Annotated in this window: 29 protein-coding genes; 22 read left to right on the forward strand and 7 right to left on the reverse strand. The window is 49.4% G+C overall.

From position 1 onward, the window contains the following. Positions 1–35: 35 nt before the first annotated feature. From MAQ5080_RS13620 to MAQ5080_RS13655, 8 genes are all read left to right on the forward strand, one after another. A complete protein-coding gene (locus MAQ5080_RS13620) occupies positions 36–701 on the forward strand; it encodes an alpha/beta hydrolase (RefSeq protein ID WP_067212116.1) in 666 nt (221 codons plus the stop codon). A gap of 11 nt (positions 702–712) precedes the next feature. Further along, complete coding sequence (locus MAQ5080_RS13625; RefSeq protein WP_067212113.1) at positions 713–1,528, forward strand: inositol monophosphatase family protein; 816 nt, start codon at positions 713–715, stop codon at positions 1,526–1,528. 301 nt (positions 1,529–1,829) lie between these two features. Continuing rightward, positions 1,830–2,291: a DUF2489 domain-containing protein gene (locus MAQ5080_RS13630; RefSeq protein ID WP_067212110.1), complete on the forward strand. Its 462-nt coding sequence runs from the start codon at positions 1,830–1,832 to the stop codon at positions 2,289–2,291. A gap of 3 nt (positions 2,292–2,294) precedes the next feature. Then, positions 2,295–2,663 carry a hypothetical protein gene (locus tag MAQ5080_RS13635; protein ID WP_067212101.1) on the forward strand — a complete coding sequence of 123 codons (369 nt, stop codon included), beginning with the start codon at positions 2,295–2,297 and terminating at the stop codon, positions 2,661–2,663. Positions 2,664–2,687: 24 nt separating this feature from the next. Next, positions 2,688–3,515, forward strand: coding sequence for a mechanosensitive ion channel family protein (locus MAQ5080_RS13640; RefSeq protein WP_067212098.1), 828 nt, complete (start codon positions 2,688–2,690; stop codon positions 3,513–3,515). Between the two features lie 101 nt (positions 3,516–3,616). Continuing rightward, positions 3,617–4,123, forward strand: coding sequence for a transcription elongation factor GreB (gene greB / locus MAQ5080_RS13645; RefSeq protein WP_067212096.1), 507 nt, complete (start codon positions 3,617–3,619; stop codon positions 4,121–4,123). Positions 4,124–4,125: 2 nt separating this feature from the next. Then, the gene (locus MAQ5080_RS13650; RefSeq protein WP_067212094.1) at positions 4,126–4,986 is read left to right on the forward strand and encodes a DUF72 domain-containing protein; all 861 of its coding nucleotides are present in this window, start codon (positions 4,126–4,128) and stop codon (positions 4,984–4,986) included. A 17-nt stretch (positions 4,987–5,003) separates the two neighbouring features. Further along, positions 5,004–5,312: a YqfO family protein gene (locus MAQ5080_RS13655; RefSeq protein ID WP_067212091.1), complete on the forward strand. Its 309-nt coding sequence runs from the start codon at positions 5,004–5,006 to the stop codon at positions 5,310–5,312. On the opposite strand, the gene MAQ5080_RS13660 is transcribed toward MAQ5080_RS13655, so the two are convergent. From MAQ5080_RS13660 to MAQ5080_RS13670, 3 genes are all read right to left on the reverse strand, one after another. Next, complete coding sequence (locus MAQ5080_RS13660; protein ID WP_067212087.1) at positions 5,293–5,838, reverse strand: NUDIX hydrolase; 546 nt, start codon at positions 5,836–5,838, stop codon at positions 5,293–5,295. The two genes, MAQ5080_RS13655 and MAQ5080_RS13660, sit on opposite strands and share 20 nt — an antisense overlap. An 11-nt stretch (positions 5,839–5,849) precedes the next feature. Beyond that, positions 5,850–7,106, reverse strand: coding sequence for an HlyC/CorC family transporter (locus MAQ5080_RS13665; RefSeq protein WP_067212084.1), 1,257 nt, complete (start codon positions 7,104–7,106; stop codon positions 5,850–5,852). 71 nt (positions 7,107–7,177) lie between these two features. After that, the gene (locus MAQ5080_RS13670) at positions 7,178–7,882 is read right to left on the reverse strand and encodes a cytochrome C assembly family protein (protein WP_231870851.1); all 705 of its coding nucleotides are present in this window, start codon (positions 7,880–7,882) and stop codon (positions 7,178–7,180) included. A gap of 191 nt (positions 7,883–8,073) precedes the next feature. Here MAQ5080_RS13670 and ffh point away from each other — a divergent pair, with 191 nt between their 5' ends. The 10 genes from ffh to MAQ5080_RS13720 all read left to right on the forward strand — a co-directional run bounded on the left by ffh (position 8,074) and on the right by MAQ5080_RS13720 (position 17,244). Next, positions 8,074–9,456: a signal recognition particle protein gene (gene ffh / locus MAQ5080_RS13675; RefSeq protein ID WP_067212077.1), complete on the forward strand. Its 1,383-nt coding sequence runs from the start codon at positions 8,074–8,076 to the stop codon at positions 9,454–9,456. Between the two features lie 153 nt (positions 9,457–9,609). Further along, positions 9,610–9,858, forward strand: a complete 249-nt coding sequence (gene rpsP / locus MAQ5080_RS13680) for a 30S ribosomal protein S16 (RefSeq protein WP_055464159.1) — start codon at positions 9,610–9,612, stop codon at positions 9,856–9,858. 15 nt (positions 9,859–9,873) lie between these two features. Further along, positions 9,874–10,419 (forward strand): ribosome maturation factor RimM, encoded by a 546-nt coding sequence (gene rimM, locus MAQ5080_RS13685; RefSeq protein WP_067212075.1) that lies wholly within the window; start codon positions 9,874–9,876, stop codon positions 10,417–10,419. Between the two features lie 18 nt (positions 10,420–10,437). Beyond that, positions 10,438–11,190, forward strand: coding sequence for a tRNA (guanosine(37)-N1)-methyltransferase TrmD (trmD, locus tag MAQ5080_RS13690; RefSeq protein ID WP_067212072.1), 753 nt, complete (start codon positions 10,438–10,440; stop codon positions 11,188–11,190). A 70-nt stretch (positions 11,191–11,260) separates the two neighbouring features. Further along, on the forward strand, positions 11,261–11,623 hold the full coding sequence (gene rplS / locus MAQ5080_RS13695) for a 50S ribosomal protein L19 (RefSeq protein WP_067212069.1): 363 nt from the start codon (positions 11,261–11,263) through the stop codon (positions 11,621–11,623). A 101-nt stretch (positions 11,624–11,724) separates the two neighbouring features. Beyond that, positions 11,725–12,432: a thioredoxin fold domain-containing protein gene (locus tag MAQ5080_RS13700; protein WP_067212139.1), complete on the forward strand. Its 708-nt coding sequence runs from the start codon at positions 11,725–11,727 to the stop codon at positions 12,430–12,432. A 153-nt stretch (positions 12,433–12,585) separates the two neighbouring features. Then, a complete protein-coding gene (locus MAQ5080_RS13705) occupies positions 12,586–13,881 on the forward strand; it encodes a homoserine dehydrogenase (protein WP_067212064.1) in 1,296 nt (431 codons plus the stop codon). Positions 13,882–13,893: 12 nt separating this feature from the next. Further along, entirely contained in the window at positions 13,894–15,279 is a 1,386-nt protein-coding gene (thrC, locus tag MAQ5080_RS13710) for a threonine synthase (protein ID WP_067212061.1), read from the forward strand. Positions 15,280–15,350: 71 nt separating this feature from the next. Then, the gene (locus MAQ5080_RS13715) at positions 15,351–16,061 is read left to right on the forward strand and encodes a 16S rRNA (uracil(1498)-N(3))-methyltransferase (RefSeq protein ID WP_067212058.1); all 711 of its coding nucleotides are present in this window, start codon (positions 15,351–15,353) and stop codon (positions 16,059–16,061) included. A gap of 130 nt (positions 16,062–16,191) precedes the next feature. Beyond that, entirely contained in the window at positions 16,192–17,244 is a 1,053-nt protein-coding gene (locus MAQ5080_RS13720) for a GGDEF domain-containing protein (RefSeq protein WP_197464636.1), read from the forward strand. Between the two features lie 76 nt (positions 17,245–17,320). Here MAQ5080_RS13720 and MAQ5080_RS13725 read toward each other — a convergent pair whose 3' ends face one another. The 4 genes from MAQ5080_RS13725 to MAQ5080_RS13740 all read right to left on the reverse strand — a co-directional run bounded on the left by MAQ5080_RS13725 (position 17,321) and on the right by MAQ5080_RS13740 (position 21,174). Further along, complete coding sequence (locus MAQ5080_RS13725; protein ID WP_067212056.1) at positions 17,321–18,565, reverse strand: sugar MFS transporter; 1,245 nt, start codon at positions 18,563–18,565, stop codon at positions 17,321–17,323. Positions 18,566–18,793: 228 nt separating this feature from the next. Further along, the gene (locus MAQ5080_RS13730; RefSeq protein ID WP_067212053.1) at positions 18,794–20,521 is read right to left on the reverse strand and encodes a methyl-accepting chemotaxis protein; all 1,728 of its coding nucleotides are present in this window, start codon (positions 20,519–20,521) and stop codon (positions 18,794–18,796) included. 14 nt (positions 20,522–20,535) lie between these two features. Then, positions 20,536–20,853: a hypothetical protein gene (locus MAQ5080_RS13735; RefSeq protein ID WP_067212049.1), complete on the reverse strand. Its 318-nt coding sequence runs from the start codon at positions 20,851–20,853 to the stop codon at positions 20,536–20,538. Positions 20,854–20,880: 27 nt separating this feature from the next. Then, on the reverse strand, positions 20,881–21,174 hold the full coding sequence (locus tag MAQ5080_RS13740) for a hypothetical protein (protein ID WP_067212046.1): 294 nt from the start codon (positions 21,172–21,174) through the stop codon (positions 20,881–20,883). 148 nt (positions 21,175–21,322) lie between these two features. Here MAQ5080_RS13740 and recJ point away from each other — a divergent pair, with 148 nt between their 5' ends. From recJ to MAQ5080_RS13760, 4 genes are all read left to right on the forward strand, one after another. Next, positions 21,323–23,053 (forward strand): single-stranded-DNA-specific exonuclease RecJ, encoded by a 1,731-nt coding sequence (gene recJ / locus MAQ5080_RS13745; RefSeq protein ID WP_067212043.1) that lies wholly within the window; start codon positions 21,323–21,325, stop codon positions 23,051–23,053. Between the two features lie 108 nt (positions 23,054–23,161). Then, the gene (gene folD, locus MAQ5080_RS13750; protein ID WP_067212039.1) at positions 23,162–24,004 is read left to right on the forward strand and encodes a bifunctional methylenetetrahydrofolate dehydrogenase/methenyltetrahydrofolate cyclohydrolase FolD; all 843 of its coding nucleotides are present in this window, start codon (positions 23,162–23,164) and stop codon (positions 24,002–24,004) included. 94 nt (positions 24,005–24,098) lie between these two features. Next, positions 24,099–24,689: a UPF0149 family protein gene (locus MAQ5080_RS13755; RefSeq protein ID WP_067212035.1), complete on the forward strand. Its 591-nt coding sequence runs from the start codon at positions 24,099–24,101 to the stop codon at positions 24,687–24,689. 31 nt (positions 24,690–24,720) lie between these two features. Beyond that, positions 24,721–26,046 (forward strand): aminopeptidase P N-terminal domain-containing protein, encoded by a 1,326-nt coding sequence (locus tag MAQ5080_RS13760; protein WP_067212031.1) that lies wholly within the window; start codon positions 24,721–24,723, stop codon positions 26,044–26,046. The last annotated feature ends 6 nt before the right edge of the window (positions 26,047–26,052 follow it).

The raw sequence follows: 26,052 nt of genomic DNA on the forward strand, positions 1-26,052 counted from the left end.
GAGTAAATCGATAGCCTATTTTTTTGGAGAGTACGGTGTCTGAAGCACTTGAATACATTACAGTCGACACAGCGGAGAATCCCACTCATGCGGTGATTTGGTTACATGGCTTAGGGGCGGATTGTCACGATTTTGAGGGCTTAGTACCGCAGCTTGGCCTCGCCAATAAAGCCGTTCGTTTTGTCTTTCCTAATGCGCCGATTCGCCCGGTGACGGTGAATGGCGGCATGCAGATGCGCGCCTGGTACGACATTTTAGAAATGTCCTTGGACCGTAAGGTGGATATGGACAATATTCACGAATCGACGGCGCAAATCGAAGCCATTATCGAGTCCTTACAAGAGCAGGGGATCGCTAGTGAGCGGACCGTGATGGCGGGCTTCTCCCAAGGTGGTGTGATCGCCTACCAAGTGGCGTTGTTTGGTCAATACCCGTTAGCAGGCGTGATGGCGTTATCGACTTACCTAGCGGACTCAGAAAGTGTGCCGCTGGCAGCAGAGTCGATCAATCGTCATGTCCCGATTTTGATTCACCATGGTTCATTTGATCCGGTTGTGGCGCCAACGCTCGCTGGACGTGCCCGTGCGCGCCTAGATGAGCAAGGGTTTAGCACTGAGTATCAGGTGTATGATATGCCCCACTCTGTGTGTCCTGAGCAAGTGGGCGACATTGCCCGTTGGTTAGCGCAGCGCATCGTATAGGAGGATTAAGCATGGATGATGCATCGGTAAATGAATGGCTGGGCTATGCCAAAAGCTGGGCCACGCACGCGGGGGCGATGATTGTCGACGCCCGTGAACAAGCGAACTTCTCAGAACAGTATAAATCCGGTCATGAGCTGGTCACGTCAACGGACTTAGTGATCGATGCCTATCTGTGTCGTCAGATCAAGCAGACTTTTCCGGAACATTTGATTCTCTCGGAAGAGTCGTCGCCGGATCTGGAGTTGGCGAACAACAGCGAGATACCGGTGTGGGTGATTGACCCGATTGATGGCACCATCAACTTTGCCCAAGGTTTGCTGCATGTGGCGGTCTCGATCGCGGTCTACTATCGAGGTGAGCGTTGGGTTGGCGTGGTGCATGCGCCGTTTCTCGGCGAAACTTATTTCGCCATCAAAGGCCAAGGTGCTTGGCTAAACGGCGAAGCCTTGAAAGTCAGTGGCCGTTCGGAGCTGCGCAATGCGATTGTGGCCACTGGTTTCCCGTATAACAAAGACAGTTTGCCGGATTTGCTCACCTTGCTCAGTCGCGTGCTGGAAAACTGCCAAGACATTCGTCGTAATGGTTCAGCGGCATTAGACCTGTGTGCAGTGGCGCGTGGTCAAATGGATGCTTATTATGAATCGGTCAAACCTTGGGACATGGCGGCAGGCGCCTTGATTGCTGTGGAGGCGGGGGCCAAAGTCGGTCACTTTGCTGAATCGCAACAGAGTTGGCCGACGCTGATAAACGGTGATTATTTGATCGCAGCGACTCCTGATGTGTATCAGGGTTTATTAGATATTTTGCAAGTGGCTAAAAAGTAATCTGATCTGCGTCAGCGGTAGAGATCCGTCTGCGGCCTACTCTAGCAATGCAACATATTGCTGATTAGGAGGTTGTTATGTTCTCGGACGGTGTTGTTATCGCTAGTGTGGTGGTTATTGGTCTGTGTGCTGTGTTTATGGTTTGGTTTGGCATCATTGCCTACCGTCACATTATGCAGGACAAAAAATGAAAACTTAGGGCATCGTACTTGGTACGACGCCCTAAATCCCTTCTTTTGCTGATCGTTTCCTGAAGCCTGTGTAGAATAGGTGTATTGCTTGAGATTATTTCAGGAGACTTATGTCTATCAGCGTCTTTGTATCCGTTCTCGCCGTTTGCTTGATTGTCATCGGCGTATCTATCTATTTCATCGTTAAACAGTTAAAGCTGAATCGTCAGCGTGCGGAGCGTATTCAAGCGGGTGAACAGCGCCTGAAAGAAGAACGCGCCAAACGCATCGAGAGCATTCAGGTGATCATGCAGGCGATTGAGCAGGACGAAAAGCTGTCTTGGACGGAAGCCTCAATCCGTGTCAAGAATCTGCTCGATCAGTTGAGTGTGGATCTGTCAGAGCATGAGCATGTGCAAGCCATCTATGCGATTGAAGCGGGCACGCAGCACATTCCAACCCATGACCAATGGAATGAGTTGCCTTTGCAAGCACGCCGTAAATTTCGCGATGAAATGGAAGCCTTAGAAGCCAAGCACATTGAGCAATTACGCCAGGCAAAAACCTATTTACTAGCATTCAAGTTTGAGTAAGGTATGGCACAAGTCCTGCTTGCAATACTGATAAGCTTTGTTTTGTTTGTGTCGATCTTGGTATTTTTTATCAAGCACAAGCAGCGTATGCCTTATTACCAGATTGACCAAGCAGGCTGTGTGCAGCTACTCAGGCAGGCTGTGGATGGGGAGTTATTGGAGCGAGACTGGCATGTATTTATCGGAATAAGTGTACGATATGATGCTGAAATAGAGCAGTTGCGCTTGCAGTGTATTGTGATTGATGAAAATCATGTTATAAATTCTGTCACTAAAAAAGGGCAGAATTATGTCGTTTTCTCCAAGCAAGGATTGTCTGAGTTACAAGCTTTGCTTGAGGAGTGGCAACACAAAGTGGACTATTTGGCCTAAATATTTAACAGAGTGGGAATACCTATGGATGAATTAGAGAAGTTGTTGGATGAAGGAAGTCAGTGGCTACCTTGGTTAACGGAGAAAGGGGTGTCGATTCTTGCTGGCATCGTTATTTTCTTTATCGGTAAAATGATCGCTAGGCGTGTTTCCGATTGGGTCGAAAACCGTATGCTGAAATCCAATGTGGATAAAGCGGTGGCGGGATTCGCATCAAGCATTCTGTATGCTTTGATGTTTGCTGGTGTGGTGTTGATGGCACTGGGGCAAATCGGTGTTGAAACCACTTCCTTTATCGCTATTTTGGGTGCCGCGGGTTTAGCGGTAGGTTTGGCGCTGCAAGGTTCCCTATCGAACTTCGCGTCAGGTGTCTTGATTATTTTATTGCGCCCATTCCGTGCTGGAGACTTCGTTGATGCAGGTGGTCACATGGGGACAGTGGAGCGCATTGAGTTGTTCCATACACACATGAAGACCCCAGATAATCGTGTCATCATCATGCCGAACTCGGACATTATGAACAGCGCGATTGTGAACTATTCACGTGAGGCAACCCGTCGTTTAGACCTAATGGTGGGTATTAGCTACGATTCAGACATCAAGAAAGCGCGTGACTTATTGGAAGATATTTTGGCCAGCGATGAGCGAGTGCTGAAAGATCCAGAGCCTGCTATTTGGGTATTTGAACTGGCAGACAGTTCGGTGAACTTCGCGGTGCGCCCTTGGGTGAAAGCGGACGATTACTGGGCATTACGCTCCGACCTGCTTGAGCGAGTAAAATACACGTTCGACGAAAATGGCGTTGGCATTCCATTCCCACAAATGGATGTGCATTTGTCAAAAGAAGACTAACCTTAGTTAGGGTTATCTAATGGCGCCACGAGTGATCGTGGCGCCATTTTTATTTTTAGAAGACATAAGTTGTTGTTAAACGGTTTCTGTAGAGAGGTTATATGAGCAGATATCGCCCACCTGGAGCTCCCAAGGGTGCCTACATTACCAAAGAAGGGGCTGACAAATTGTTGGCCGAGCTTAAGTATCTGTGGAAGGTGAAGCGCCCAGAAGTCACTCAAACTGTCAGTGACGCGGCAAAGCTTGGCGATCGCTCTGAGAACGCTGAGTACATCTATGGCAAGAAGCAATTGCGTGAAATCGACCGTCGTGTGCGCTACCTCGAAAAACGCTTAGATCAGTGTACTGTAGTAGATCGCGTGCCACTGGATCGCTCTACAGTGTTCTTTGGGGCCTGGGTGACATTAGAAGACGACGACGGTCATCAAGAGCGTTTTCGCATTGTTGGGCCGGATGAGATTGACCATCACGACGCCTACATCAGTATGGATTCTCCGGTAGCGAAGGCACTGCTCAAGCGTAGCGAAGGCGATGAGGTGGTGTTGCGTCGTGCTGACGGAGAGCGAACCTTCTTTATCGAGTTAATTGAATATGTGGATCCTGTGTGACCATGATTCGCTATGGTATGGCCCAGTGGCAGCATCCTGCGTGGGTGGACTATCTTTATCCACGTTCCGAAGCGACAGGGGCGCGTTTAGGGCACTACGCTAAGTTTTTTAGCAGTGTTGAGGTTGGTAGTACCTTTTATACCGATGTGGCGCCCGAGCAAATCGAGCGCTGGGCATCTCAGGTGCATGATGACTTTCGTTTTTCCTTTAAAGTGCCACGGACTATTTCGCATCAATTTGCAGAATTAAGCGAAGCGGAATGTCAGCAAGCGTGGCAAGCTTTTCAAGCCTTATTAAAGCCGATTGAGCATTTGCTGGGACCGACTATGTTGCAGTTCCCGGCAACGGTTGAGCCCCGTCATCTGCCGATCATTAGCAAACTTTGCCAAAATTGGCAGTTAAAGGCACCTTTGAGTGTGGAAGTGCGCAGCTTGGATTTCTTTGATAAAGGCGAGCATGAGGGGGCTTTTCTACGCATGCTGTCAAACACTGAGTGCGATAAGGTGGTGATGGACTCGCGCCCAGTATTTTCCACTGAGGCTTATTGCGAGAGCTTGATCGACGCACAGCGTAAAAAACCTCGCGTGCCTTGTCATGCCGTGGCTACTGCAATGCATCCTGTGGTGCGCTTTATTGGTCACCCTGAGCTTGAGCGCAATCACTCCTGGCTGGATCAATGGGCTGCAAAGCTGGTTCAATGGTTACAAGAAGGGCGTGCGCCGACGGTGTTTGTCCATTCATCGGATAATATCGCTGCGCCAACATTGGCTGCTTGGTTGGATGAGAAACTACAGCAGCAGATGCCTGAGTATGTGCCTCAGGTACATTTGCCGGTGCAGCATGAACAAATAGGCCTGTTATAGAGGTAAAGGAGTAGACGATGTATTCATTGGTGTTTTACGTCCCTGAGACGCATCTAGAGTCAGTGAAAGAGGCGGTGTTTGCCGCAGGGGCGGGACGTATTGGCGAGTATGAGGCTTGCTGCTGGCAAGTTAAAGGTCATGGACAGTTTCGCCCGTCGGCCGCGGCCAACCCGTTTATCGGTGAAGCGGGCAAGCTTGAGCAGGTAGAAGAGTATCGCGTGGAAATGGTGCTGTTGAGCGAGCTAAAAGAGGCGGTGGTCAGTGCTCTGAAACACAGCCACCCCTATGAAGAGGTGGCCTATCATCTTATTCAGGTCGAGTGCTGATCAGAATGCTGTCTTCGTGAAAGCCATAGTCGCCGCTTTTGTGATCGGCCACGAAGAACTCTAAGGATTTTCGTACGCTGCTAAAGGCCATCTCATCCCATGGGATATCAGAGAGCTCAAACAGTTCCACTTCCGAACTCTCGGTGGTGGGGTGAAAGTCAGGCTGCTTTAGCTCGGCGATGTAGAACAGGTGAACCTGGTTTACATGGGGAATGCTGACCATTGAAAACGGCTGCTTGATGGTGACTTCTGAGCCACTTTCTTCCAAGGTTTCGCGTAATGCCCCTTCGACAGTGGTTTCACCGTTCTCCATAAAGCCTGCGGGTAACGTCCAGTAACCGAAGCGTGGCTCAATGTTGCGCTTACACAATAGGACTTTGCCTTGATACAAAGGAATGGTGCCAGTGACCATGAGAGGGTTGTCGTAATCAATGAAGCTACAGTTCGGACAGACCGCGCGCTCGCGGTTATCGCCATCTGGAATTTCCATGTTCACTTGGTGACCGCACTTTGGACAAAATCTCATAAGGTTACCTGCTAGCGTTTGTGTTCTAAGCGCGCATATTTGACAACTTTGTCTTCGATCTCTTGGATCTCAATCATATAGTTGTCGACCCACAGACTGATTGGATGCTCAGGAATGAACTCAAGTGTCTCAATAATCAGACCGTTTAGGGTTTTTGGCCCATCCGTTGGTAGGTGCCAGCTTAGCGCTTTGTTGATGTCGCGAATATGGGTGGTGCCTTCGATGCGGAAAGAGCCATCTTCTAGGATGCTGATTTCCTCTTCCTCATCTTCCTGTGGCGGCGTGAACTCTCCGACAATCTCTTCTAGGATGTCTTCCAATGCCGCAATACCTTGAACGTCACCGTATTCATCCACCACGATACCCATTTGTTGGTGATCTTTCTGGAAGTTTAGCAACACAGTGTTGATTGAGGTGCTTTCCGGAATAAAGTAAGGCTCCAGAGTGGCTTTTAGTAGGGCCGCTTTAGTGGGGTTTGGCTCGCGTAAGAATTGCGCCGCATGGCGCGCATGCAAGATACCGATAACCTTATTGATCTCGCCGTTATAGACCGGCATACGCGTGTGACGTGATTGACAGATTTGCTCAATGATTTCTTCAATCGAGTCTTCGATATCAATGCCGATGACTTCGTTACGAGGCACCATAATGTCTTCGACCGAGACTTTTTCAAGGTCGAGGATCGATAGCAGCATTTCTTGGTGGGCTGGAGGGATCAAGCCGCTAGCTTCATTGACCACGGTACGTAGTTCTTCAGAACCAAGCGTATCGTGGTTGCCGTGGATGTGTTTAATGCCAAATAGGCGCATTAGGCCATTCGACATGGTGTTCACGATCACGACCAATGGGTATAGCGCTTTTAATAGTACCGTTAGCACCCAAGACGCCGGGAAGGCAATTTTCTCTGGGTGGATCGTGGCCATTGTTTTAGGTGTCACTTCGGCGAAGATTAGGATGATTAGAGTCAGCGCACCGGTAGCGATGGCGACCCCGGCATCACCCCAAATACGTACCGCGATAATGGTCGCGATCGCCGATGCTAAGATGTTAACGAAGTTGTTACCAATTAGGATAACGCCAATCAAACGATCTGGGCGCTCCAGTAGTTTGCTGGCTTTTTTAGCCGAGCGATGCCCGCTTTTAACCAAATGCTTGAGTCGATATTTGTTCATCGACAGCATGCTGGTTTCTGAGCTTGAGAAAAAAGCAGAGAGAATGATTAAAAAAAACAGTATTCCAGAGAGAATACTTAAGGGAACTTCGTTCAAGAAAAAAATGCCTCAGTTATTAGATCTGATCGGATTATTAGGGGTTGAGCATCGAGTGTCAAATGCCGAACTCATTTACTCAAAATTTCCAATGCTATCTGTGAGCCAAAATAGCCCAACATAAGCAGGACAAAGCCACTTAGAGTCAGCTTAACTGCCAGTTGACCACGCCAGCCAAGGTAGAGTCGGCCCGCTAGCAGACCTGCAAATACAAACCACGATGCGATGGTGAACGCGGTCTTATGGACTAGGTGCTGGGCGAACATGTCTTCAATAAAATAGAAGCCAGTGGCGATGGTGATGCTTAATAAGACAAACGCCGCCCAGATAAATTCAAACATGAGGCGTTCAAGTACCTGCAAGGGCGGTACGCGTAACAGTTGTTTTAGGTGGTGATGCTTGAGTTGATACTCTTGGATTGCCAGCAAAACACCAATGCCACAGGCGGCGGTAAATAGGCTGTACGCGACTGAAGCAATCAGAATATGCATAGAAGTCCCCAGCGAAGCGCTGTGCAACTGTTGTAAATCCCAAGGTTCGACCGCATTAAGAGCAATAATGAGCGCCGCTAAAGGAAAGGCGATCGACAGCAGTAACGAAAGATCCTTGTCGCGATTGCTAAACCAGAGTAACAGATTGCCGATTAGGGCGATGAGTAAACCAATGGTTAAGAAGTCAAAGCCATCTTTGCTGGCCAAGAGCTGGATCAAGGCCATCGTGTGCAGCACAATCGCAATGGCACCGAGGGTCTGTGTCGTGCGGAGTCCAGGGCGCATGTAGTAGGTGCCCCCAGCTGTGAGCGATAAAATACAAGCAAGCCAAAGCGAAAGATGTGTCATGTATAAGCCGATCCACTGGTTAAAACTATAGGGTGACGATCAAATCTTCGTTATAATAAAGTCAATTTCACCTTGGATAAACTGAATAACGCGGTTTTTTCCATCTAAAGCAAATTTTTGAGGGCAACATGTTTGACAATTTATCAGAACGTTTAACGTCATCCTTAGACCGAATCCGTGGTCGTGCCAAACTCACCGAAGACAATATTAAAGATGTATTGCGCGAAGTGCGCATGGCGCTGTTGGAAGCTGACGTCGCGTTGCCCGTTGTAAAAGACTTTATTAATGCGGTGAAAGAGCGTGCCGTGGGCACCGAAGTGACGCGTAGCTTAAGCCCAGGTCAGGTGTTCCTGAAGATCGTTAAGCAAGAGCTTGAAGCCGTGATGGGCCAAGCCAACGATGAGCTTAACCTGCGTGCTAAGCCACCAGCGATCATTCTATTGGCCGGTCTTCAAGGTGCAGGTAAAACCACATCGGCAGGTAAGCTGGCGAAATACTTGAAAGAGCGCCAGAAGAAATCCGTGGCGGTGGTCAGTGCCGACGTTTACCGTCCAGCGGCGATCAAACAGCTGGAAACGCTGGCCAATGACATTGGCGTGGACTTTATCCCAAGTGATATCTCGCAAAAGCCGATTGATATCGCAAACAACGCCATTGATGTGGCGAAGAAAGCTCATAAAGACGTTCTGATTGTCGATACCGCAGGTCGTTTGGCCATTGATGAAGACATGATGGCGGAGATCAAAGCGCTGCACGGTGCCATTGATCCAGTGGAAACCCTGTTCGTGGTTGACGCCATGACCGGTCAGGACGCAGCCAATACCGCGAAAGCGTTTGGTGATGTGTTACCACTAACCGGTGTTATCCTAACTAAGACCGACGGTGATGCCCGTGGTGGTGCGGCGCTGTCTGTGCGTCACATTACTGGCAAGCCAATCAAGTTCTTGGGTGTGGGTGAGAAAACCGATGCGCTAGAGCCATTCCACCCAGATCGTTTGGCGTCTCGTATCCTAGGCATGGGTGACATGCTGTCCTTGATCGAGCAAGCTGAAGAGAAAATCGACAAGGATAAGGCTGAGAAACTGGCTGGCAAGCTGAAGAAAGGTAAAGGCTTCGATTTAGAAGACTTCCGTGAACAGCTACAACAAATGAAAAACATGGGCGGTATGACGTCGATGTTAGACAAGCTACCTGGTATGGGACAGCTTGGCGATATCCAAGATAAAGTGAACGATAAAATGTTCGTGCAAATGGAAGCCTTAATTAATTCCATGACGCCAGAAGAACGTCGCAACCCAGATGCGATCAATGGTTCACGCAAAAAACGTATCTCTGCCGGTGCCGGTCTACAAATCCAAGATCTCAACCGTTTGCTGAAGCAACACAAGCAAATGCAGAAGATGATGAAGAAGTTCAGCTCCAAAGGCGGCATGAAGAAAATGATGCGCGGCTTGGGCGGAATGATGCCAGGTGGTGGTATGCCTGGTGGCGGGAACTTCCCGAAATTCTAAGACTCGTGCTTAGAATGAAAAAAATGTTTAAAGGGCGATCAATTCGCCCTTTTGTTTTTCGGTCGAATCGACTAGAATATGCCGCCTTCTTGTAGTAGGTCTCATAAAGAGGCCGACAAGAGGTGTTTCGTTAAGCAATAAGGAACCAATCATATGGTAACTATTCGTCTTTCTCGTGGTGGCTCTAAGAAGCGCCCATTCTATCACTTGAGCGTGGCAGACAGCCGTCGTGCACGTGATGGTCGTTTTATCGAGCGCGTAGGTTTTTTCAACCCTGTTGCTCGTGGTCAAGAAGAACGTCTACGTGTTGACCTAGACCGTGTTAATCACTGGGTAGGCCAAGGCGCTCAGCTTTCTGACCGTGTTGCTCAGCTTGTTAAAGAAGCTGGCAAAAACGCTTAATACTGAGGTAATGCTATGTCTACGTTAAAACAGGCGAAAGCTCCTGAGCAGGCGCTTGTAGTGGGACGCATTACATCAGTTTATGGTGTTAAAGGGTGGGTTAAGTTGTACTCCCATACCGAGCCAATGACTGGAATCTTTGATTACAAGCATTGGTGGCTGAAAACCCCTAGTGGGTGGAAAGTCGTAGAACTAAGCCAAGGTCGCACCCAAGGGCGCGGATTGGTGGCAGCAATTAAAGGCTATAACGATCGTGATCTTGTCAAAGAGATCTGTGGTTGCGATATCTATATTGATGCAAAAGATCTACCTAAGCTTGAGGACGGTGAATTTTACTGGTCACAGCTGGTGGGTCTAAAGGTGACTACCAAAGAGGGTGTTCTTCTAGGTAAAGTCTCGCAACTGATGGAAACCGGTGCAAACGATGTGCTGGTAGTACGAGGTTGTGAAGGCAGTTACGATCGTGAAGAACGTTTGATTCCCTACGTGCCAGACCAGTTTGTTCTAAACATTGATTTAGACAAACAAGAAATGGTCGTGGACTGGGATCCAGACTTCTAAGATCGAACGAGGCCTAGCGTGCGAATCGGTGTTGTGACGCTGTTTCCAGAGATGTTTCAAGCCATTACCCAACATGGTGTAACGGGCAGAGCCGTCAAATCTGGCATTGTCGAAGTGGATTTTTTTAATCCTCGCGCCTTTGCGTACGATAAGCACAAAACGGTCGATGACCGTCCTTATGGTGGTGGCCCTGGGATGCTGATGAAAGTTCAGCCCCTAAAAGATGCAATTGAGAGCGCCAGACAATGGGTTCCCAATGCAAAAGTTATTTATCTATCCCCTCAGGGGCGCACGCTCACACAGGAAGGCGTGCAACAGCTTGCTAAACAAGCAGAATTTATTCTGGTAGCAGGCCGTTATGAAGGCGTTGATGAGCGTTTGATTCAATCTCAGGTTGATGAAGAATGGTCGATTGGCGACTTTGTCCTAAGTGGTGGAGAGTTGCCGGCCATGGTGCTGATGGACTCAGTCTTTCGCATGGTGCCGGGAGTGCTTGGTAAACAAGCCTCAGCCGACGAAGATTCGTTTGCTGATGGGTTACTTGATTGCCCGCATTACACTCGCCCCGAGGTACTTGAAGGTGAACCTGTACCACCTGTACTACTTAGTGGCAACCATGAGGCGATACGGCGCTGGCGCTTAAAGCAAAAGCTCGGAAGAACTTGGCAACGCCGGCCAGACCTTTTGCAAGACCTTGAGTTGGACAAGGAACAGCAGAAGTTGTTAAAAGAGTTTATTCGTGAAACTGAAGTTTCAACCTCGGCAGAGTAAGAATCACGAGCTTGTCAGAACGTTAAACCTTCGCGCTGATAAGAAACCATATTCATTAGGAGTCACATCCATGAGCAATAAAACTAAACTGATTCAACAAATTGAATCAGAACAAATGACAAAAGAGATCCCAGCCTTCGGCCCTGGTGATACTGTTGTTGTTCAGGTAAAAGTTAAAGAAGGTACTCGTGAGCGTCTACAGGCTTACGAAGGTGTTGTAATTGCAAAACGCAACCGTGGCCTAAACTCTGCTTTCACTGTACGTAAAATCTCTAGTGGTGTAGGCGTTGAGCGTGCATTCCAAACTTACAGCCCTCTAGTTGATAGCATTGAAGTGAAACGTCGCGGTGACGTACGTCAAGCGAAAATCTACTTCCTACGTGAGCGTTCAGGTAAATCTGCACGTATCAAAGAGAAATTGGCTAAGCGCTAATCTCTTCGTAGTAAAAAAAGGCGACTTCGGTCGCCTTTTTTTATGGAACTTCGTCAGGGTATGATGGCCTAATGCAGCAATCAAAGAGAACAGAGGTGGGTATGGGATATTTAGTCAAAACAGTGTCCGCAGTGGCGTTGACGCTATTAGGGATGACGCAGGTGCAAGCGGGTGAACAAGAAGTCCGTGCTGCCATGGCAAAGGCCTTGCCACAATACTCAATTGAATCCATGGAAGCGCATCAAGGCAGCGGCTTGTATGTGGTCACTCTGAATAACGGTCCGATTTTGCATGTCACTGCAGACGGTAAGTATTTTGTTGCGGGCGATTTGTATCAGGTCGATGGTCAGAACTTGGTGAACGAAACGGAGCAGAAGAAGCTGGCAAAAATTGAACAGATTCCAGAATCGGAAATGGTGGTGTTCAAGGCAGCCAATGAGAAAGCGCATATCTCTGTGTTCACCGATATTAGCTGTGGCTACTGCCGCATGTTGCACAAAGACATTGAAGAGCTCAATGAGCTGGGCGTCACCGTGCGTTACTTGGCTTATCCACGCGCGGGCGTAGGGTCCGAAGCGTACAATGAAATGGTCAATATCTGGTGCTCGGACGATCCGAAAAAGTGGATGACGGCAGCAAAATTAGGTAAAGACGTACCGGACAATAAATGCACTAACCCAGTGGCGAACCAATACCGTTTGGGGAATGCCGTAGGAGTACGTGGCACACCAAGCATCATTTTAGACAACGGTAAGTTTATTCCTGGTTACCTACCGGCGAAAGAGTTGGCAAAAGAACTCGAGCTTTAGTTATTTCAGCAAATAATCTACCAAACTATGGCGTAGTTCAGGCTTTTCGACGTTGGGTTTATGCGCTACTGACGGTATAATCCTTGGACACCTAAATCGCTCTCTATTTAGCGCGAACAAAATTATTAAAACCGTCAGTTGTGGGGTATCGTTTTGAAACCGGTAAAAGTCGGAATTTGTGGTCTTGGAACAGTAGGTTCCGGTACGTTTAACATCCTGCGTAACAACGCAGAAGAAATTACACGACGCGTTGGCCGCAGCATTGTTGTTGAGCAAATTGCAGCACGTCAAGTTAACCCTACCTGTGACACCACTGACATTAACACCACGAGTGATATTTTTGATGTGGCGAACAACCCAGAAGTGGATATCGTTGTCGAGCTAATCGGCGGTACATCGGTAGCGCTGGAGTTGGTTCTGACCGCCATTGAAAACGGCAAACACGTTGTGACTGCTAACAAAGCTTTGATTGCAGTACATGGCAACGAAATCTTTGCTAAGGCACAAGAAAAAGGCGTGATGGTAGCGTTTGAAGCCGCCGTAGCAGGTGGTATTCCAATCATCAAGACGCTACGTGAAGGCCTATCGGCGAACCAAATCGAATGGCTTGCAGGTATCATCAATGGTACTGGCAACTTCATCATGACTGAAATGAGTGAGAAGGGCCGTGCGTTTGAAGATGTACTAAAAGAAGCACAAGCACTGGGCTACGCAGAAGCCGATCCAACGTTTGACGTGGAAGGCATTGATGCGGCGCACAAGCTAACCATCCTAGCGTCGATTGCCTACGGCATTCCGCTACAGTTTGAAAAAACCTACACCGAAGGCATCAGCCGCATCACGGCGGAAGACGTGTCTTTTGCCAAAGAAATGGGCTACTCAATCAAGCACCTAGGTATCGCTCGTCGTACTGCTGAAGGTGTTGAGCTACGTGTTCACCCAACCTTGATTTCTCACAAAGCCTTGCTATCAAACGTTAACGGCGTGATGAACGCGGTGATGGTGAAAGGTGATGCAGTGGGCCCAACGTTGACCTACGGTGCTGGCGCAGGCGCGATGCCAACGGGTTCTTCTGTTGTGGCTGATATCATGGATGTAGCGCGTACGCTAACCGCGGATCCAACCAACCGTGTGCCGCATTTGGCGTTCCAACCTGAGCAGCTGTCGAACGAAAACGTGTTGTCGATCGAAGACGTTGAGTGTGGTTTCTTCTTGAACATGAAGATTCAAGATCGTGCCGGTGTCTTGGCGAACATCACGCAAATTCTATCGAAGAACGGCATCAGCATTGAGTCTGTTATTCAACGTGAAGGCACTGACCTAGTACCACTAGTTGTCATGACTCACGATGTCAAAGAACGCAACATGAACGCTGCCATCGCAGAGATCGAAGCGTTGCCAGATGTGGCGGGTTCGGTACAACGTATCCGTGTTGAAAATCTGGCGTAAGAGGACAAGGTAATGAAATACATTTCGACTCGTGGCCAAGCACCAGCATTGAGTTTTGGCGATGTGCTATTGGCCGGTTTGGCAAGCGATGGTGGTCTGTACGTACCAGAGCAACTGCCAACCTTCTCACAAGAAGAAATCGCTTCTTGGGCGTCTTTGAGCTACCAAGAGCTGGCCTTCAAAGTCATGTGGCCATTCGTAGAAGGCGAAATTCCAGCAGAAGAATTCAAACGCATGATTGAAGAAGCTTATGCAAGCTTCGACCACTCTGCCGTGGCGCCTATGGTGCAAACGGATAACAACGAATGGGTATTGGAATTGTTCCGTGGCCCAACGTTGGCGTTTAAAGACTTTGCATTGCAATTGCTAGGTCGCCTAATGGACTACGTTCTAGGTCAACGTGGCGAGAAGCTGGTCATCCTAGGGGCGACCTCTGGTGACACAGGTTCTGCGGCGATCGAAGGTTGCCGCCACTCAGATCACCTAGACATCTTTATCCTACACCCGTACCAGCGTGTATCAGAAGTACAACGTCGTCAGATGACGACTGTGATCGATGACAACGTGTTCAACATCGCGGTGAAAGGTAACTTCGACGACTGTCAGGGCATGGTTAAAGCGAGCTTCGCTGATCAAAGCTTCCTGAAAGGTGCGAAATTAGGTGCGGTAAACTCGATCAACTGGGCGCGTATCATGGCGCAGATCGTTTACTACTTCTCTTCTGCGCTAGCAGTAGGTGGTCCACACCGTAAAGTGTCTTTCTCTGTACCAACTGGTAACTTTGGTGACATCTTTGCCGGTTACTTGGCGAAGCAAATGGGCTTGCCAATTGACCAGCTAGTCGTGGCGACGAACCAGAACGATATCCTACACCGTACCATTGCGACCAACGACATGAGCCGCCAGGCCCTAAACGTAACGCTATCACCAAGTATGGACATCATGGTATCGAGTAACTTCGAACGTCTACTGTTTGATGCACACGGTCGTGACAGCGCCGCGATTGCCGACCTGATGGCACGCTTCAATGCGGGTGATGTGACGCTAAACGATGACGCTTGGTCGTTTGTGAAAGACAACTTCGACAGCTACAAAGTGGATGACACGCGTACTTGTGAAGTGATTTCGGAAGTCTTCAATGCAACTCAGTACTTGCTTGATCCGCATACTGCAATCGGTTTGGAAGCCGCACGCAAGTGTTGGAAAGACAAGTCTGTGCCAATGATCACGTTGGCGACTGCACACCCAGTGAAATTCCCTGAAGCAGTGGAAAAAGCGGGCTGTGAATCACCAAGCTTGCCAGAGCATATGAAAGATTTGTTCGAACGCGATGAAGCGTACGAAGTGATCGACAATGATCTGTCAGCCGTTCAAGGCTTTGTGGCGAACCACATCTAAGCTTGATTCGGGTAAGCAGGCAGCCCTGCTTACCCGTCCTCCCTCCCTTTTTTATATGGTTTATCGCCTCTATGAACCTGATCTTGCTGGCCCCTGAACAGGCCTTGTCTGAAACCCTTTATCAACTCAATGCGCGTCAACAAGAGCACATCACCAAGGTGCTGAAAAAAAAACACGGAGATACCCTGCGAGTTGGCTTAGTGGACGGTTTGATTGGCGATGGGGTGTTGGATACTGAGCACTGGCAAGTCAGCCTAGGTCAGCTAACCATTGCCCCGCCTAAAGCACTGCCGATGGCATTGGTATTGGCTTTGCCACGGCCCAATATGCTCAAACGAACCTTGATGAACATCACCGCTATGGGCGTCAAAACAGTGCATTTACTAAACTCGGCCAAAGTGGAAAAAAGCTACTGGCAGAGCCCAGTGTTAACCGAGGCTTCGATTCATGAGTACCTGATTGAAGGTCTTGAACAAGCCCGTGATACGGTACTGCCAACCGTCTATCAACACACTCGCTTCCGCCCCTTTGTTGAAGACGTATTGCCGCCACTGTTAGAGAACCGTTTAGGGCTGGTAGCGCATCCTTATCAGGCACAAGCCTGTCCTGTTGACTTAGACCAAGCGTCGATATTGGCCATTGGCCCCGAAGGCGGTTGGAATGAGTTTGAGATGGAGAAGTGGACGGCTGCCGGCATGCAATCCGTGCATTTGGGGGATCGCATTTTAAAAGTGGAAACCGCTGTGCCGGTTTTATTGTCACGTTTATACCCAGCAAAATAATAAAACTTTACTATTCAGTTGGTTAAGTTTTAGGCTATTGTCATACTTATCGATTAACACATGAGTCTTGCTAAGCATGCCTGAGAACAAAGCATCGTCATGGCATCAAAAATGGAAACGATGGTGTTCAATGACATTGAACGCGGGTGCCATTAACCATTCGTTCACCAACCGCTCGCGCAGAGCTTTTATCATCAATCTATTTTGCTTAGTTGGGGTGCTGTTTACCGCGCCATTAGGAGTGTTGTCTCTGTTCAAGGGCAATCTGTTGGTCGGCAGCAGTTTATTAACCATTGCCACCATTTACACCCTCAACCATCTGTATCTGCGCAGCACCCGAAATTACCTGTTCTCTGCCAACGTCATTTTATACCCCCTCTATGCGCTGATGCTGTATTTGGTGTACAGCGGCGGGGTCAATGGTACGGGGCATGTGTGGATTTATTGTATCCCACCCGTCTCGCTGTTTTTGCACGGCCTGAAGCGCGGCCTGCTGGAAGTCTTTTTATTTATCTGCGCGCTGGCATTGATTCTGTTCTACATGGACTCGCCGTTTAATGATTTGGACTATCACCCTGATTTAAAGTCACGCATTATCTATTCCTTTATTTTGATCGCCTTCTTGTCGACCATTTACGAGTACATCTCTTCGCGCTTTAATCAGTCGTTACAAGAATTGTCAGCCAAGCTAGAGTTAGCCGCCACCACTGATCCTTTGACGGGATTGCTAAACCGACGAGGTATGGAACAGCAATTGGAGCAACAGGCATGGGATGCTCCTGCGGTGCTGTTAATGGATGTGGATCACTTCAAGCGCATCAATGATGAATTCGGACACGAGTATGGCGATGAGTATCTGCAACGGGTGGCCTATAGCCTAGAGGGGTTGTTGAGCAAGTATTCTTGTTTAATTTCCCGTTGGGGCGGGGAAGAGTTTATGGTGGTATTAGAGCACCCCGCCAGTATGAAGGACGTTGCCGAGTTGCTACGCCGTGGCATCGCAAGCGCCGTGCTGACGACGTCGTTGGGAGCCAACATTTCGACCACCATCAGTATTGGTGTGACCGAAGCCAAAGTCGGCGAGAGCGTGATTCGTGCTTTAGGGCGAGCAGATAAAGCCCTTTACGAAGCCAAAGACAATGGCCGCAATAAGGTGGTCATCGCGCAAAAAGAATCACCTTGAGCGAAACCTTGCAGACATAAAAAAGCCCTTTCAGGATCACCTGAAAGGGCTTTTTTGTGAGCCTGTTCGTGACGGATTAAGCGCGAACTTTCGAACCGATCAAACCGTAGTAAGCAATGTATAGGTAACATAGCAACGGCAAGATAAAGGAAACCTGTAGGCCGATGCTGTCAGCTAGACCGCCTTGCATGACGGGCACAATCGCACCCCCGACAATCGCTAGACATAGCAAACCGGAGCCACGGCTAGTGTTCACGCCTAGGCCTTTTAGCGCCAGACTAAAGATGGTTGGGAACATGATCGAGTTACACAGACCCACTAGCAAGATAGCGTACATGGCCAGAGCGCCTTCGTTGCTGATCGAAATCGCAATCAATACAGCGGAGGCAATGCTGTTGAACGCCAACAGTTTGCCAGCGGCGATTTTCTGCATCAGAACGGCACCGGCAAAACGGCCCACCATAGCGCCGCCCCAGTAGTAGGCAATGTAGTGGGCTGCTTCAGACTCAGGCATGCCGGCGATGTTTTCTAAGCCGAAGTAGTTTACTAGGAAACTACCAATCGACACTTCCGCCCCGACATACATAAAGATCGCCACAGCGCCTAATACTAGATGGCGGAACTCCATCAGGCGGCTTTGCGCGTTGCTTGCTGGGGACTCTTCCTCAAGGTTCGGGGTCGGCAGAGAGATGCGAGTGAAAATCAGCGCCAACACAACCAAGGCAATAGCGAGACCGAAGTAAGGAACGATCACACTTTCTGCTTCTTGAGTTTTAGTGGCAAACTCGGCTGCCGCAGAGAAGATCAAGATACTGCCGATGATCGGTGCGACTGTGGTGCCCAAGGAGTTGAAGGCTTGCGTCATGGTCAGACGGCTAGACGCGGTGTCTTCGGGGCCCATGATGGTGACCAGCGGGTTCGCCGCCACTTGCAGAATGGTGATACCAGACGCCAAAACAAACAGTGCGGTCAGGAAAATCCAGTAAGTCTGCGCTTTCGCCGCTCCGATGAACAGTAAACAGCCTGCGGCTGCGATCATCAGGCCTATCCCTAGGCCGCGTTGGAAACCTACTTTTTTCACCAAGTTGCCCGCTGGCACGGAGACTAAGAAGTAAGCGCCAAAGAAACAGAATTGGATTAGCATCGCTTGTGTGTAGTTTAGCGAGAATACCGATTTTAGGTGAGGGATCAAAATATCGTTCAGCGAGGTGATAAAGCCCCACATGAAGAATAATGATGTCAGTGCCACCAACGCGAAGCGTTGACCGGATACACCGACACCTTGGCCCACTGGCGTGGCAGTCGTGGCTTGATTGCTCATAAAACCAACCTTTTTAATATTTATGAAATGGGATAGTTAGTGGGCGTGGATAATAACTGAGCTTGTTTCAGAAACGACGTAAAAACGCACTGCTAGCGCAGTAAATTCATCAAGCGTGCAAACTAGAAACGCTAATGTAACGCATTCTTGCGTAGCGTTACGGCCTCTGTTTTTCTCTTGAAAAATAGAGGCCCGTGGTAAGAGGGGGAGGGGAAGGCGGGCCTTGCGTTAGTCTTCTCGAAGCGTATCGCGTCGTGCCATGGAAATGTCGTCGGCGGAGACTTTGAAGCGCTCAATCTGGCCAGTGATTTTACGGCCCAGTTTCATCACATCGTTACCGACTTTCGCCGAGGCATAACTGTGCTCGCGAACTTCTTCAAAACTCGCATTCATTTTGCTGTAGCTCTCAGTGACCTGAACAAAGGTGCTTTGCTGGCTTTCGATAGACTGGCCGATGCCTTGAACGCGCGCAGCGATCTGTCCCATGGCCTCATCTGCGCTGTCCAAAGTGTTGACGCTGCTCTCTACTTGAGTCACAGAACGCTCGGCACTATGGCCACTGCTCTCCATCAGTTGTGACACGCTTGAGGTACTGTTTTGGATAGCGGAGACCATCGCCGCCACTTCACTGGTCGATTCACTGGTCCTTGATGCCAGAGTACGCACTTCGTCAGCCACCACGGCAAAGCCGCGTCCGGCCTCCCCAGCACGGGCCGCTTCAATCGCAGCATTGAGGGCCAGCAAGTTGGTCTGCTCATCGATGCCGTTAATGACATCGATGATGCCAGTGATTTTTTGCGTGTCGTCCTTAAGCGTGTCTAAAGCGCTAATGGCCGCAGTGATGTCTTTCGACATGATGCTAATGGTATCGGCCACGCTGCGAATTTGTTCGCGGCTGCTCATCACAGTCGACACCCCGGTCTGTGTGGATTGGTCGACTTCGGCGAGTTCCAAAGAGACGGCTTCGGACGCTTCGTTCGTCAACGTTAATAGGCCGCGCATATGCTCGGCTTGCTGGCGTTGGGTTTCATTGGCATCGTTTAATTGATTGATCACCCCTGCGGTATCTTCAGAAATGGGGATCAGTCGCACAACGGATTTGAGAGCCTCAGATAAGGTGCTATCAATTTGCGCGATAAAATGGTTAATGCCATGACTTAGTTGTGCCAGTTCGTCATTGCCTTTCTCTGGTAAGCGTTGGGTAAGGTCGCCTTCTCCATTCGACAGATCATTCACCATGTGGATCATGTGTTTGATGGGGCGGGTCATGTAGACGGCAAACAAGTAGCCTAATAGAGCCCCCACGATCAGAGCAGTAATGGCCGCAATCCAAATATTGCGTTGAATTTTACTGGCAAGCGCTTCAATGGGCGCTAATGCTTCCGCCTCACTGATCTCGGAGATTAACCCCCAGCGTATTCCAAGAACAGAAATAGGCTGGTAAGAGGCCACCACCTTGGTGCCCAAATAGTTGTCTTCAATAATGCTGCCGGATTGGCCATTTAGGGAAGCGTCCACGGCTGCGCTGGAAATGCTTTTTTGACCTATGGTGGTATTGCGGACATCTATGTTTTGTAGGGTAGAACGATCAACGCCTAGCTCACTGAGTTGCGTCAGGTAGGCCTGTTTGTCCTGGTACATTTGACGAACATTGCTGCGCAGCTGTTTGTCAGCGCCAATTAAATAGGTTTGGCCAGTTTGGCCAAGGCCATTTTTCTCCCAAGATTGCTTGTAGTTCACCACATCATTAATACGGTCTACCGGCATTTGGAAAATCAACACAGCGATCATCTCATTGCCGTCGTAAATAGGGGACGAAATAAAGGAGGCGGGAGCATTGTAAGACGGGCCGTAGGGAGCAAAATCGGTCAAATACGCTTGGCCTTTTTCGGCCCCTTGTTGCGCCGCTTTAAACGAAGCGCCAATGCCCGTGTTAGCATAGGGACCACTGAGCAACGAGGTGGCAAAGTCTAACTCCTTAAAGACGCTGTAGATAATATGGCCCGTTTTAGCATCGGCAAAAAAACATCGTAGTAACCAAACGTTTGCTGGAAGTTGCGCATCATCGGATGGTAACGCTGATGCACCGCATCATAATCTGAGCCATTATCGGCGCTGATCAGTGTGTCTTTCTCGCCCAGTGGCGCATGGTTATCTGAGATGTAAACCGACTGCAGTAACACTGCGGTTGGGTTAAGTTGGTTTAATAACGTCTGTGGGTTGGCTGATTGATTTTGGTTAAGACTTTTATATTGCTGTTCAAAATCTTGCTGGTAGTAGTTTGCCAACCCTTGCTTGCTGGCGGACGGGGCGCCCTAGAATTGCTCAGGGTAATTGCTAAAGGCCTGTGAAAAAGCACGACTGGCTTCGATCACAGAGACATCACTGGCAAAGCTCGTGGCTTGATCGCGAATGAAACTAAAATAGTTTGTGATGGACTCTGAAGTCAGGTCCGAAATAGCGGTCAGTCGTGATTGGGCACTATCACGGAGCGAATCAGAGCCTTCTTTCAAGGCATTGGTGCTTAGAATAAAGCCCACAATCAGGGTTGGTATAAAGGCTAAGCAAGTTCCTAATAAAACCAATCGGGTTTTAATTGTGAGATTCATCCTCATAATCCTTATGACAGTTGTCTAAAACATTTTAAATGTTAGCGTTATTCACAATACGCCTAGCCGCCCGATTGGGATGTGTGGAAATGTTAACCTTTGTTTTTTAATTGTTAATTTAAATGACTCTAATACAGAAGAAGTCTGCATGCGCATTATTACCCGCTCCATAGATACTGACTCAGCCAATTACTTCCCGCCGCAATTTCCGCAGACTCTAGCACGCATTTATCGTGCCCGTGGGGTCACTGGGCCGCAGGAGCTGGAATACAAATTGACCAGTCTTGAGCACCCAAAACAGTTTTTTGATATTCAAAAGGCCGCTTCCATTCTGGCCGATGCGATTGAACAAGAGCAGCGCATTGTGATTGTTGGCGACTTTGATGCCGACGGCGCCACCTCGACCACCTTGGGGATTCTGGCGCTCACGGCGATGGGGGCGATTGCACCGCAATATATCGTGCCCAACCGTTTTGAATACGGCTATGGTCTGACCCCTGAAATCGTTGAGTTGGTGCAAGAGCTGGAAGCCGATGTGCTGGTCACAGTGGATAACGGCATTGCCAGCATTGATGGGGTGGCCGCCGCCAAGGCCGCCGGTATGAAGGTGATCGTCACCGATCACCACTTACCAGGGGATAGTTTGCCTCAGGCCGATGCCATTGTGAACCCAAGTCACCCACTATGTGACTTCCCCAGTAAAGCACTCGCCGGTGTTGGGGTGATCTTCTATGTCATGTCGGCGCTGCGAGCACTGCTGACTGAGCGTCAATGGTTTGAAAAAGCGCATATTCCCCGTCCTAATATGTCTGACTATTTGGATATTGTGGCGCTCGGTACCGTGGCCGATGTGGTGCCTTTGGATGCCAATAACCGCATCTTGGTACAGCAAGGCTTGGCGCGCATCCAAGCGGGTAGAGCCCGTCCTGGGATTCTCGCGTTGTTGGAAATCGGCGGTCGTGATCCGAGCCGTGTCAAAGCCACCGATCTCGGCTTTGTAGTTGGGCCGAGGCTTAACGCTGCTGGGCGCCTAGACGATATGTCCATTGGTATTGAGTGTCTGCTCAGTGAACAAGCGATGTTGGCGCGCTCTTATGCCGAGCAACTGGACCAGTTTAACCGCGAGCGTAAGGCTATTGAGTCGGATATGAAGCAACAGGCGGAGCGTTCGTTAGCCGAGTTAGACGCGGGCACCGACTTACCCTATGGCATGTGTTTCTATCGCGAAGATTGGCACCAAGGGGTGATTGGTATCTTGGCATCGCGTATGAAAGAAAAGTGCCATCGTCCGGTGATCGCCTTTGCCAAAGCCGATGACGACACCTTGAAGGGCTCGGCCCGTTCCATTCCTGGGGTGCACATTCGTGATGCACTGGATCTGTTGGCAAAACGCTATCCACATATCCTGACCAAATTTGGTGGTCATGCCATGGCGGCAGGGATGTCGATTAAAGCGCAGCATTATGATGAGTTTGCTAAGGCGTTTGATGCCATCATCGAAGAGTGGGTCACGCCGGAGCAGTTAGAAGCCACGATTTATACCGATGGGGAATTAGCAGCAGAAGATTTCAGCTTGGAATTTGCTGAGCAATTGCGTGTGGCGGGGCCTTGGGGGCAGGCGTTTCCAGAGCCCTGTTTTGACGGTGAGTTTGAATTGCTGCAGCAGCGTATTGTCGGGGAAAAACATCTTAAACTGACGCTGCGCGACCCGAAAACCGGTCTGTTAGTCGATGGCATCCATTTCTTTTGCGACCTGTCGGTTTGGCCAAATACTGCACAACAAGCGAAATTGGTCTACAAATTAGACATCAATGAGTTCCGTGGACAGCGTAATTTGCAGCTTTTGGTAGACCATATCGAGCCTATTGCAAGGAATTGAAAGAATAAATAGCGGCTATTTGCATACATGGGGGCGGCATTCTTCCGATAATAGGATATAATCGCCGTCCCTCACTCAACCACCGAATATTTTTGCAGGAGTTCATTCATGGCTGCACTGGTTCTTGACGGCAAACAATGCGCGATAGAGACCGACGAGCGTTTAGCAAAACAAGTTGCTGAACTAAAAGAACGTACCGGCGGTACCCCGATTCTGGCTACAATTCTAGTAGGCGCGGACCCAGCTTCTGCGACTTACGTAAAAATGAAAGGCAATGCTTGCCGCCGTGTCGGAATGGACTCTCTTGCGATTGAGCTACCAGAAACCACCACGACTGACGAATTGCTTGCGAAGATCGACGAACTTAACGCAAATCCTGATGTTCACGGTATTTTGTTACAACACCCTGTGCCAGCACAGATCAACGAGCGTGCCTGCTTCGATGCCATTGCCGCGCACAAAGACGTTGATGGTGTGACCTGTCTAGGCTTTGGTCGCATGGCCATGAAAGAGCCTGCTTACGGTGCGGCAACGCCTGCGGGTGTGATGCGTTTGCTAGAAGCATACGACATCCCTCTGGAAGGCAAACATGCGGTGGTAGTAGGACGTAGCCCAATTCTTGGTAAGCCAATGGCGATGATGCTATTGAATGCCAACGCTACCGTGACCATGTGTCACTCGCGTACACAGAACCTACCTGAGCTAGTAAAACAAGCTGACATCATCGTCGGTGCAGTCGGCAAACCTGAGTTGATCAAAGCCAATTGGATCAAAGACGGTGCCGTGGTGGTGGACGCAGGTTACCATCCAGGTGGCATCGGTGATATCGAATTGGCGCCTTTGTACGAGCGCGCTAGTGCCGTCACACCGGTACCAGGCGGTGTTGGCCCGATGACGATCAACACGCTGATCTTACAAACCCTTGAAGCGGGTTTGAAACACTTAGGTTAAACTTGAAGTCACCCTAGGTGATCCTCATATAAGTGATAGCGAGCCGTGCCTTTGGTACGGCTTTGTTTTTTGTTGAAGATAAAGGTTGCTTTGCATGTCCACTGAAATGTTACTCGACGCGCTGGATTTCGATCTGATCGCCGACGTATTTGTCACTGAATCCATTTCCGCGTCACCGGCTGAACTGCACGGTCAATTGTGTGGTTACCTAGCCTCTGGCGTGGGTTTACCACTGGAAGACTGGTTAACCATGGTGGCGGAGTTTTGCGATATCGAAGGCTGGAAAGAAGACGCTAGCCGAGCTGCGATTGTAGAGCTGCACCAAGCAACCATCGCCCTGTTCCAAAACGGCGAATACGCCCTAGTACCTTGCATCAGTGACGACGAGTCGCCGCTCAGTGAACGTGGTACGACACTATCGCAATGGGCCCATGGCTTTTTAGCAGGCTATGGCTTGTCGGGTCACAAACCCAATTTGTCGGACGATGCCAAACAAGTACTGCAAGACTTCGCTAATATCTCAGCGATGCAAGCGGAGATGGCCGATCTGGAAGACAACAACGATAATGATAACGACCTAACCGAATTGGTTGAATATGTGCGTTTGTCAGCCATGATGCTCTATTCCGAGCACCACTCAGTTGCGGATGACAGCAACTCAGGTCAAGCACCGTTGTTCCACTAATCATCCGAGTGTGATGTAACAGGAGTATGGAATGAACTTATCGAAAGAAATTTATCGCGAGCGTCGACAGCGCTTGATGAATAACCTTGGCATGGACAACACCATTGCCGTGCTGCGCTCTGGTGAAATGGCAACGCGCAACAACGATTGTGAATATGAATTTCGCGCCCATTCCAGCTTCTTTTACTTAACCGGCTTCCAAGAGCCAAGTGCGCTGTTGTTTATCTTGCCGTCAGGCGAAAGCCATATGGCAGTGTTGCCCAAAGACCCTGAGCGCGAGCAGTGGGATGGCTTCCGTCACGGCATCACGGGTGCCATGCAGACTTTTGGCATGGAGCAAGCGGTCGAGTTAGACGAACTCGACGAGCTGGCGTTGGAGCTGCTCGATGGCGCGGATCAAGTGGCCGTGTTGATGGATGATGAATACCTACGTGATCAAGTACTGCATTGGCGTGATCAGTTGGCGGCTAAAGCGCGCCAAGGAGCCATCGCCCCCACTGGCCTAGTAGATTTAAGCGACACGCTACATGAAATGCGCCTGATTAAAGACATAGGCGAGATTGAAATCATGGAACGAGCCGCGCACATCAGTGTGCAAGCACACATTGCCGCGATGCAGGCGGTGCAACCTGGCATGATGGAGTATGAGCTGGAAGCGGAGCTTAACTACATCTTTATGAAGAATGGCGCGCGCGTACCGGCGTACAACAACATTGTGGCTTCCGGCAGCAATGCTTGTGTACTGCATTACATCAAGAACGATGAAAAAATCGAAGATGGCGACCTGATTCTGATCGATGCTGGTGGCGAGCTAGGTTGCTATGCCTCAGACATCACCCGTACTTTCCCTGCCAATGGTAAATTCAGTGAACCACAGGCACAGCTGTACCAATTGGTGCTCGATGCTTACCACGAAGCTTTGACCCATATGCAGGTTGGTAAGCCTTATGAAGACTTCCATAATGCCGCCGTCGAAGTGTTGACCAAAGGGTTGGTCGAGCTTGGCTTACTCCAAGGTTCTGTGGCAGAGCTGATTGAGAACAAAGCCTACCGCAAGTTTTATATGCACAATACTGGCCACTGGCTGGGCTTGGACGTACATGATTGTGGCCGTTACAAAATCAACGGTGCATCGCGTCCGTTTGAAGCGGGCATGGTGGTGACTCTAGAACCAGGCCTGTATGTGAACCCTGATAACGAAAACGTCGACGCCAAATGGCGTGGCATCGGTATTCGTATTGAAGATGACATTCTCATCCGCGAAGACGGCCCGTACGTACTGACTCAAGGGTTAGCAAAAGAAATTCATGAAATTGAAGCCTTAATGGCGTCGAAAGCCTTAATGGCATCTCATTAAGTTGAA

Origin of the sequence: Marinomonas aquimarina, from assembly GCF_900089755.1 — a bacterium.
Taxonomy (GTDB): domain Bacteria; phylum Pseudomonadota; class Gammaproteobacteria; order Pseudomonadales; family Marinomonadaceae; genus Marinomonas; species Marinomonas aquimarina.

Excerpts from the sequence above, each read along its gene's own strand:
- MAQ5080_RS13625 (WP_067212113.1), top strand. The coding sequence starts at position 713 with ATGGATGATGCATCGGTAAATGAATGGCTGGGCTATGCCAAAAGCTGG.
- MAQ5080_RS13630 (WP_067212110.1), top strand. The coding sequence starts at position 1,830 with ATGTCTATCAGCGTCTTTGTATCCGTTCTCGCCGTTTGCTTGATTGTC.
- MAQ5080_RS13635 (WP_067212101.1), top strand. The coding sequence starts at position 2,295 with ATGGCACAAGTCCTGCTTGCAATACTGATAAGCTTTGTTTTGTTTGTG.
- MAQ5080_RS13640 (WP_067212098.1), top strand. The coding sequence starts at position 2,688 with ATGGATGAATTAGAGAAGTTGTTGGATGAAGGAAGTCAGTGGCTACCT.
- greB (WP_067212096.1), top strand. The coding sequence starts at position 3,617 with ATGAGCAGATATCGCCCACCTGGAGCTCCCAAGGGTGCCTACATTACC.
- MAQ5080_RS13650 (WP_067212094.1), top strand. The coding sequence starts at position 4,126 with ATGATTCGCTATGGTATGGCCCAGTGGCAGCATCCTGCGTGGGTGGAC.
- MAQ5080_RS13655 (WP_067212091.1), top strand. The coding sequence starts at position 5,004 with ATGTATTCATTGGTGTTTTACGTCCCTGAGACGCATCTAGAGTCAGTG.
- MAQ5080_RS13660 (WP_067212087.1), bottom strand. The coding sequence starts at position 5,838 with ATGAGATTTTGTCCAAAGTGCGGTCACCAAGTGAACATGGAAATTCCA.
- MAQ5080_RS13670 (WP_231870851.1), bottom strand. The coding sequence starts at position 7,882 with ATGCGCCCTGGACTCCGCACGACACAGACCCTCGGTGCCATTGCGATT.
- ffh (WP_067212077.1), top strand. The coding sequence starts at position 8,074 with ATGTTTGACAATTTATCAGAACGTTTAACGTCATCCTTAGACCGAATC.
- rpsP (WP_055464159.1), top strand. The coding sequence starts at position 9,610 with ATGGTAACTATTCGTCTTTCTCGTGGTGGCTCTAAGAAGCGCCCATTC.
- rimM (WP_067212075.1), top strand. The coding sequence starts at position 9,874 with ATGTCTACGTTAAAACAGGCGAAAGCTCCTGAGCAGGCGCTTGTAGTG.
- rplS (WP_067212069.1), top strand. The coding sequence starts at position 11,261 with ATGAGCAATAAAACTAAACTGATTCAACAAATTGAATCAGAACAAATG.
- MAQ5080_RS13700 (WP_067212139.1), top strand. The coding sequence starts at position 11,725 with ATGGGATATTTAGTCAAAACAGTGTCCGCAGTGGCGTTGACGCTATTA.
- thrC (WP_067212061.1), top strand. The coding sequence starts at position 13,894 with ATGAAATACATTTCGACTCGTGGCCAAGCACCAGCATTGAGTTTTGGC.
- MAQ5080_RS13715 (WP_067212058.1), top strand. The coding sequence starts at position 15,351 with ATGAACCTGATCTTGCTGGCCCCTGAACAGGCCTTGTCTGAAACCCTT.
- MAQ5080_RS13720 (WP_197464636.1), top strand. The coding sequence starts at position 16,192 with ATGACATTGAACGCGGGTGCCATTAACCATTCGTTCACCAACCGCTCG.
- MAQ5080_RS13725 (WP_067212056.1), bottom strand. The coding sequence starts at position 18,565 with ATGAGCAATCAAGCCACGACTGCCACGCCAGTGGGCCAAGGTGTCGGT.
- MAQ5080_RS13740 (WP_067212046.1), bottom strand. The coding sequence starts at position 21,174 with ATGAATCTCACAATTAAAACCCGATTGGTTTTATTAGGAACTTGCTTA.
- recJ (WP_067212043.1), top strand. The coding sequence starts at position 21,323 with ATGCGCATTATTACCCGCTCCATAGATACTGACTCAGCCAATTACTTC.
- folD (WP_067212039.1), top strand. The coding sequence starts at position 23,162 with ATGGCTGCACTGGTTCTTGACGGCAAACAATGCGCGATAGAGACCGAC.
- MAQ5080_RS13755 (WP_067212035.1), top strand. The coding sequence starts at position 24,099 with ATGTCCACTGAAATGTTACTCGACGCGCTGGATTTCGATCTGATCGCC.
- MAQ5080_RS13760 (WP_067212031.1), top strand. The coding sequence starts at position 24,721 with ATGAACTTATCGAAAGAAATTTATCGCGAGCGTCGACAGCGCTTGATG.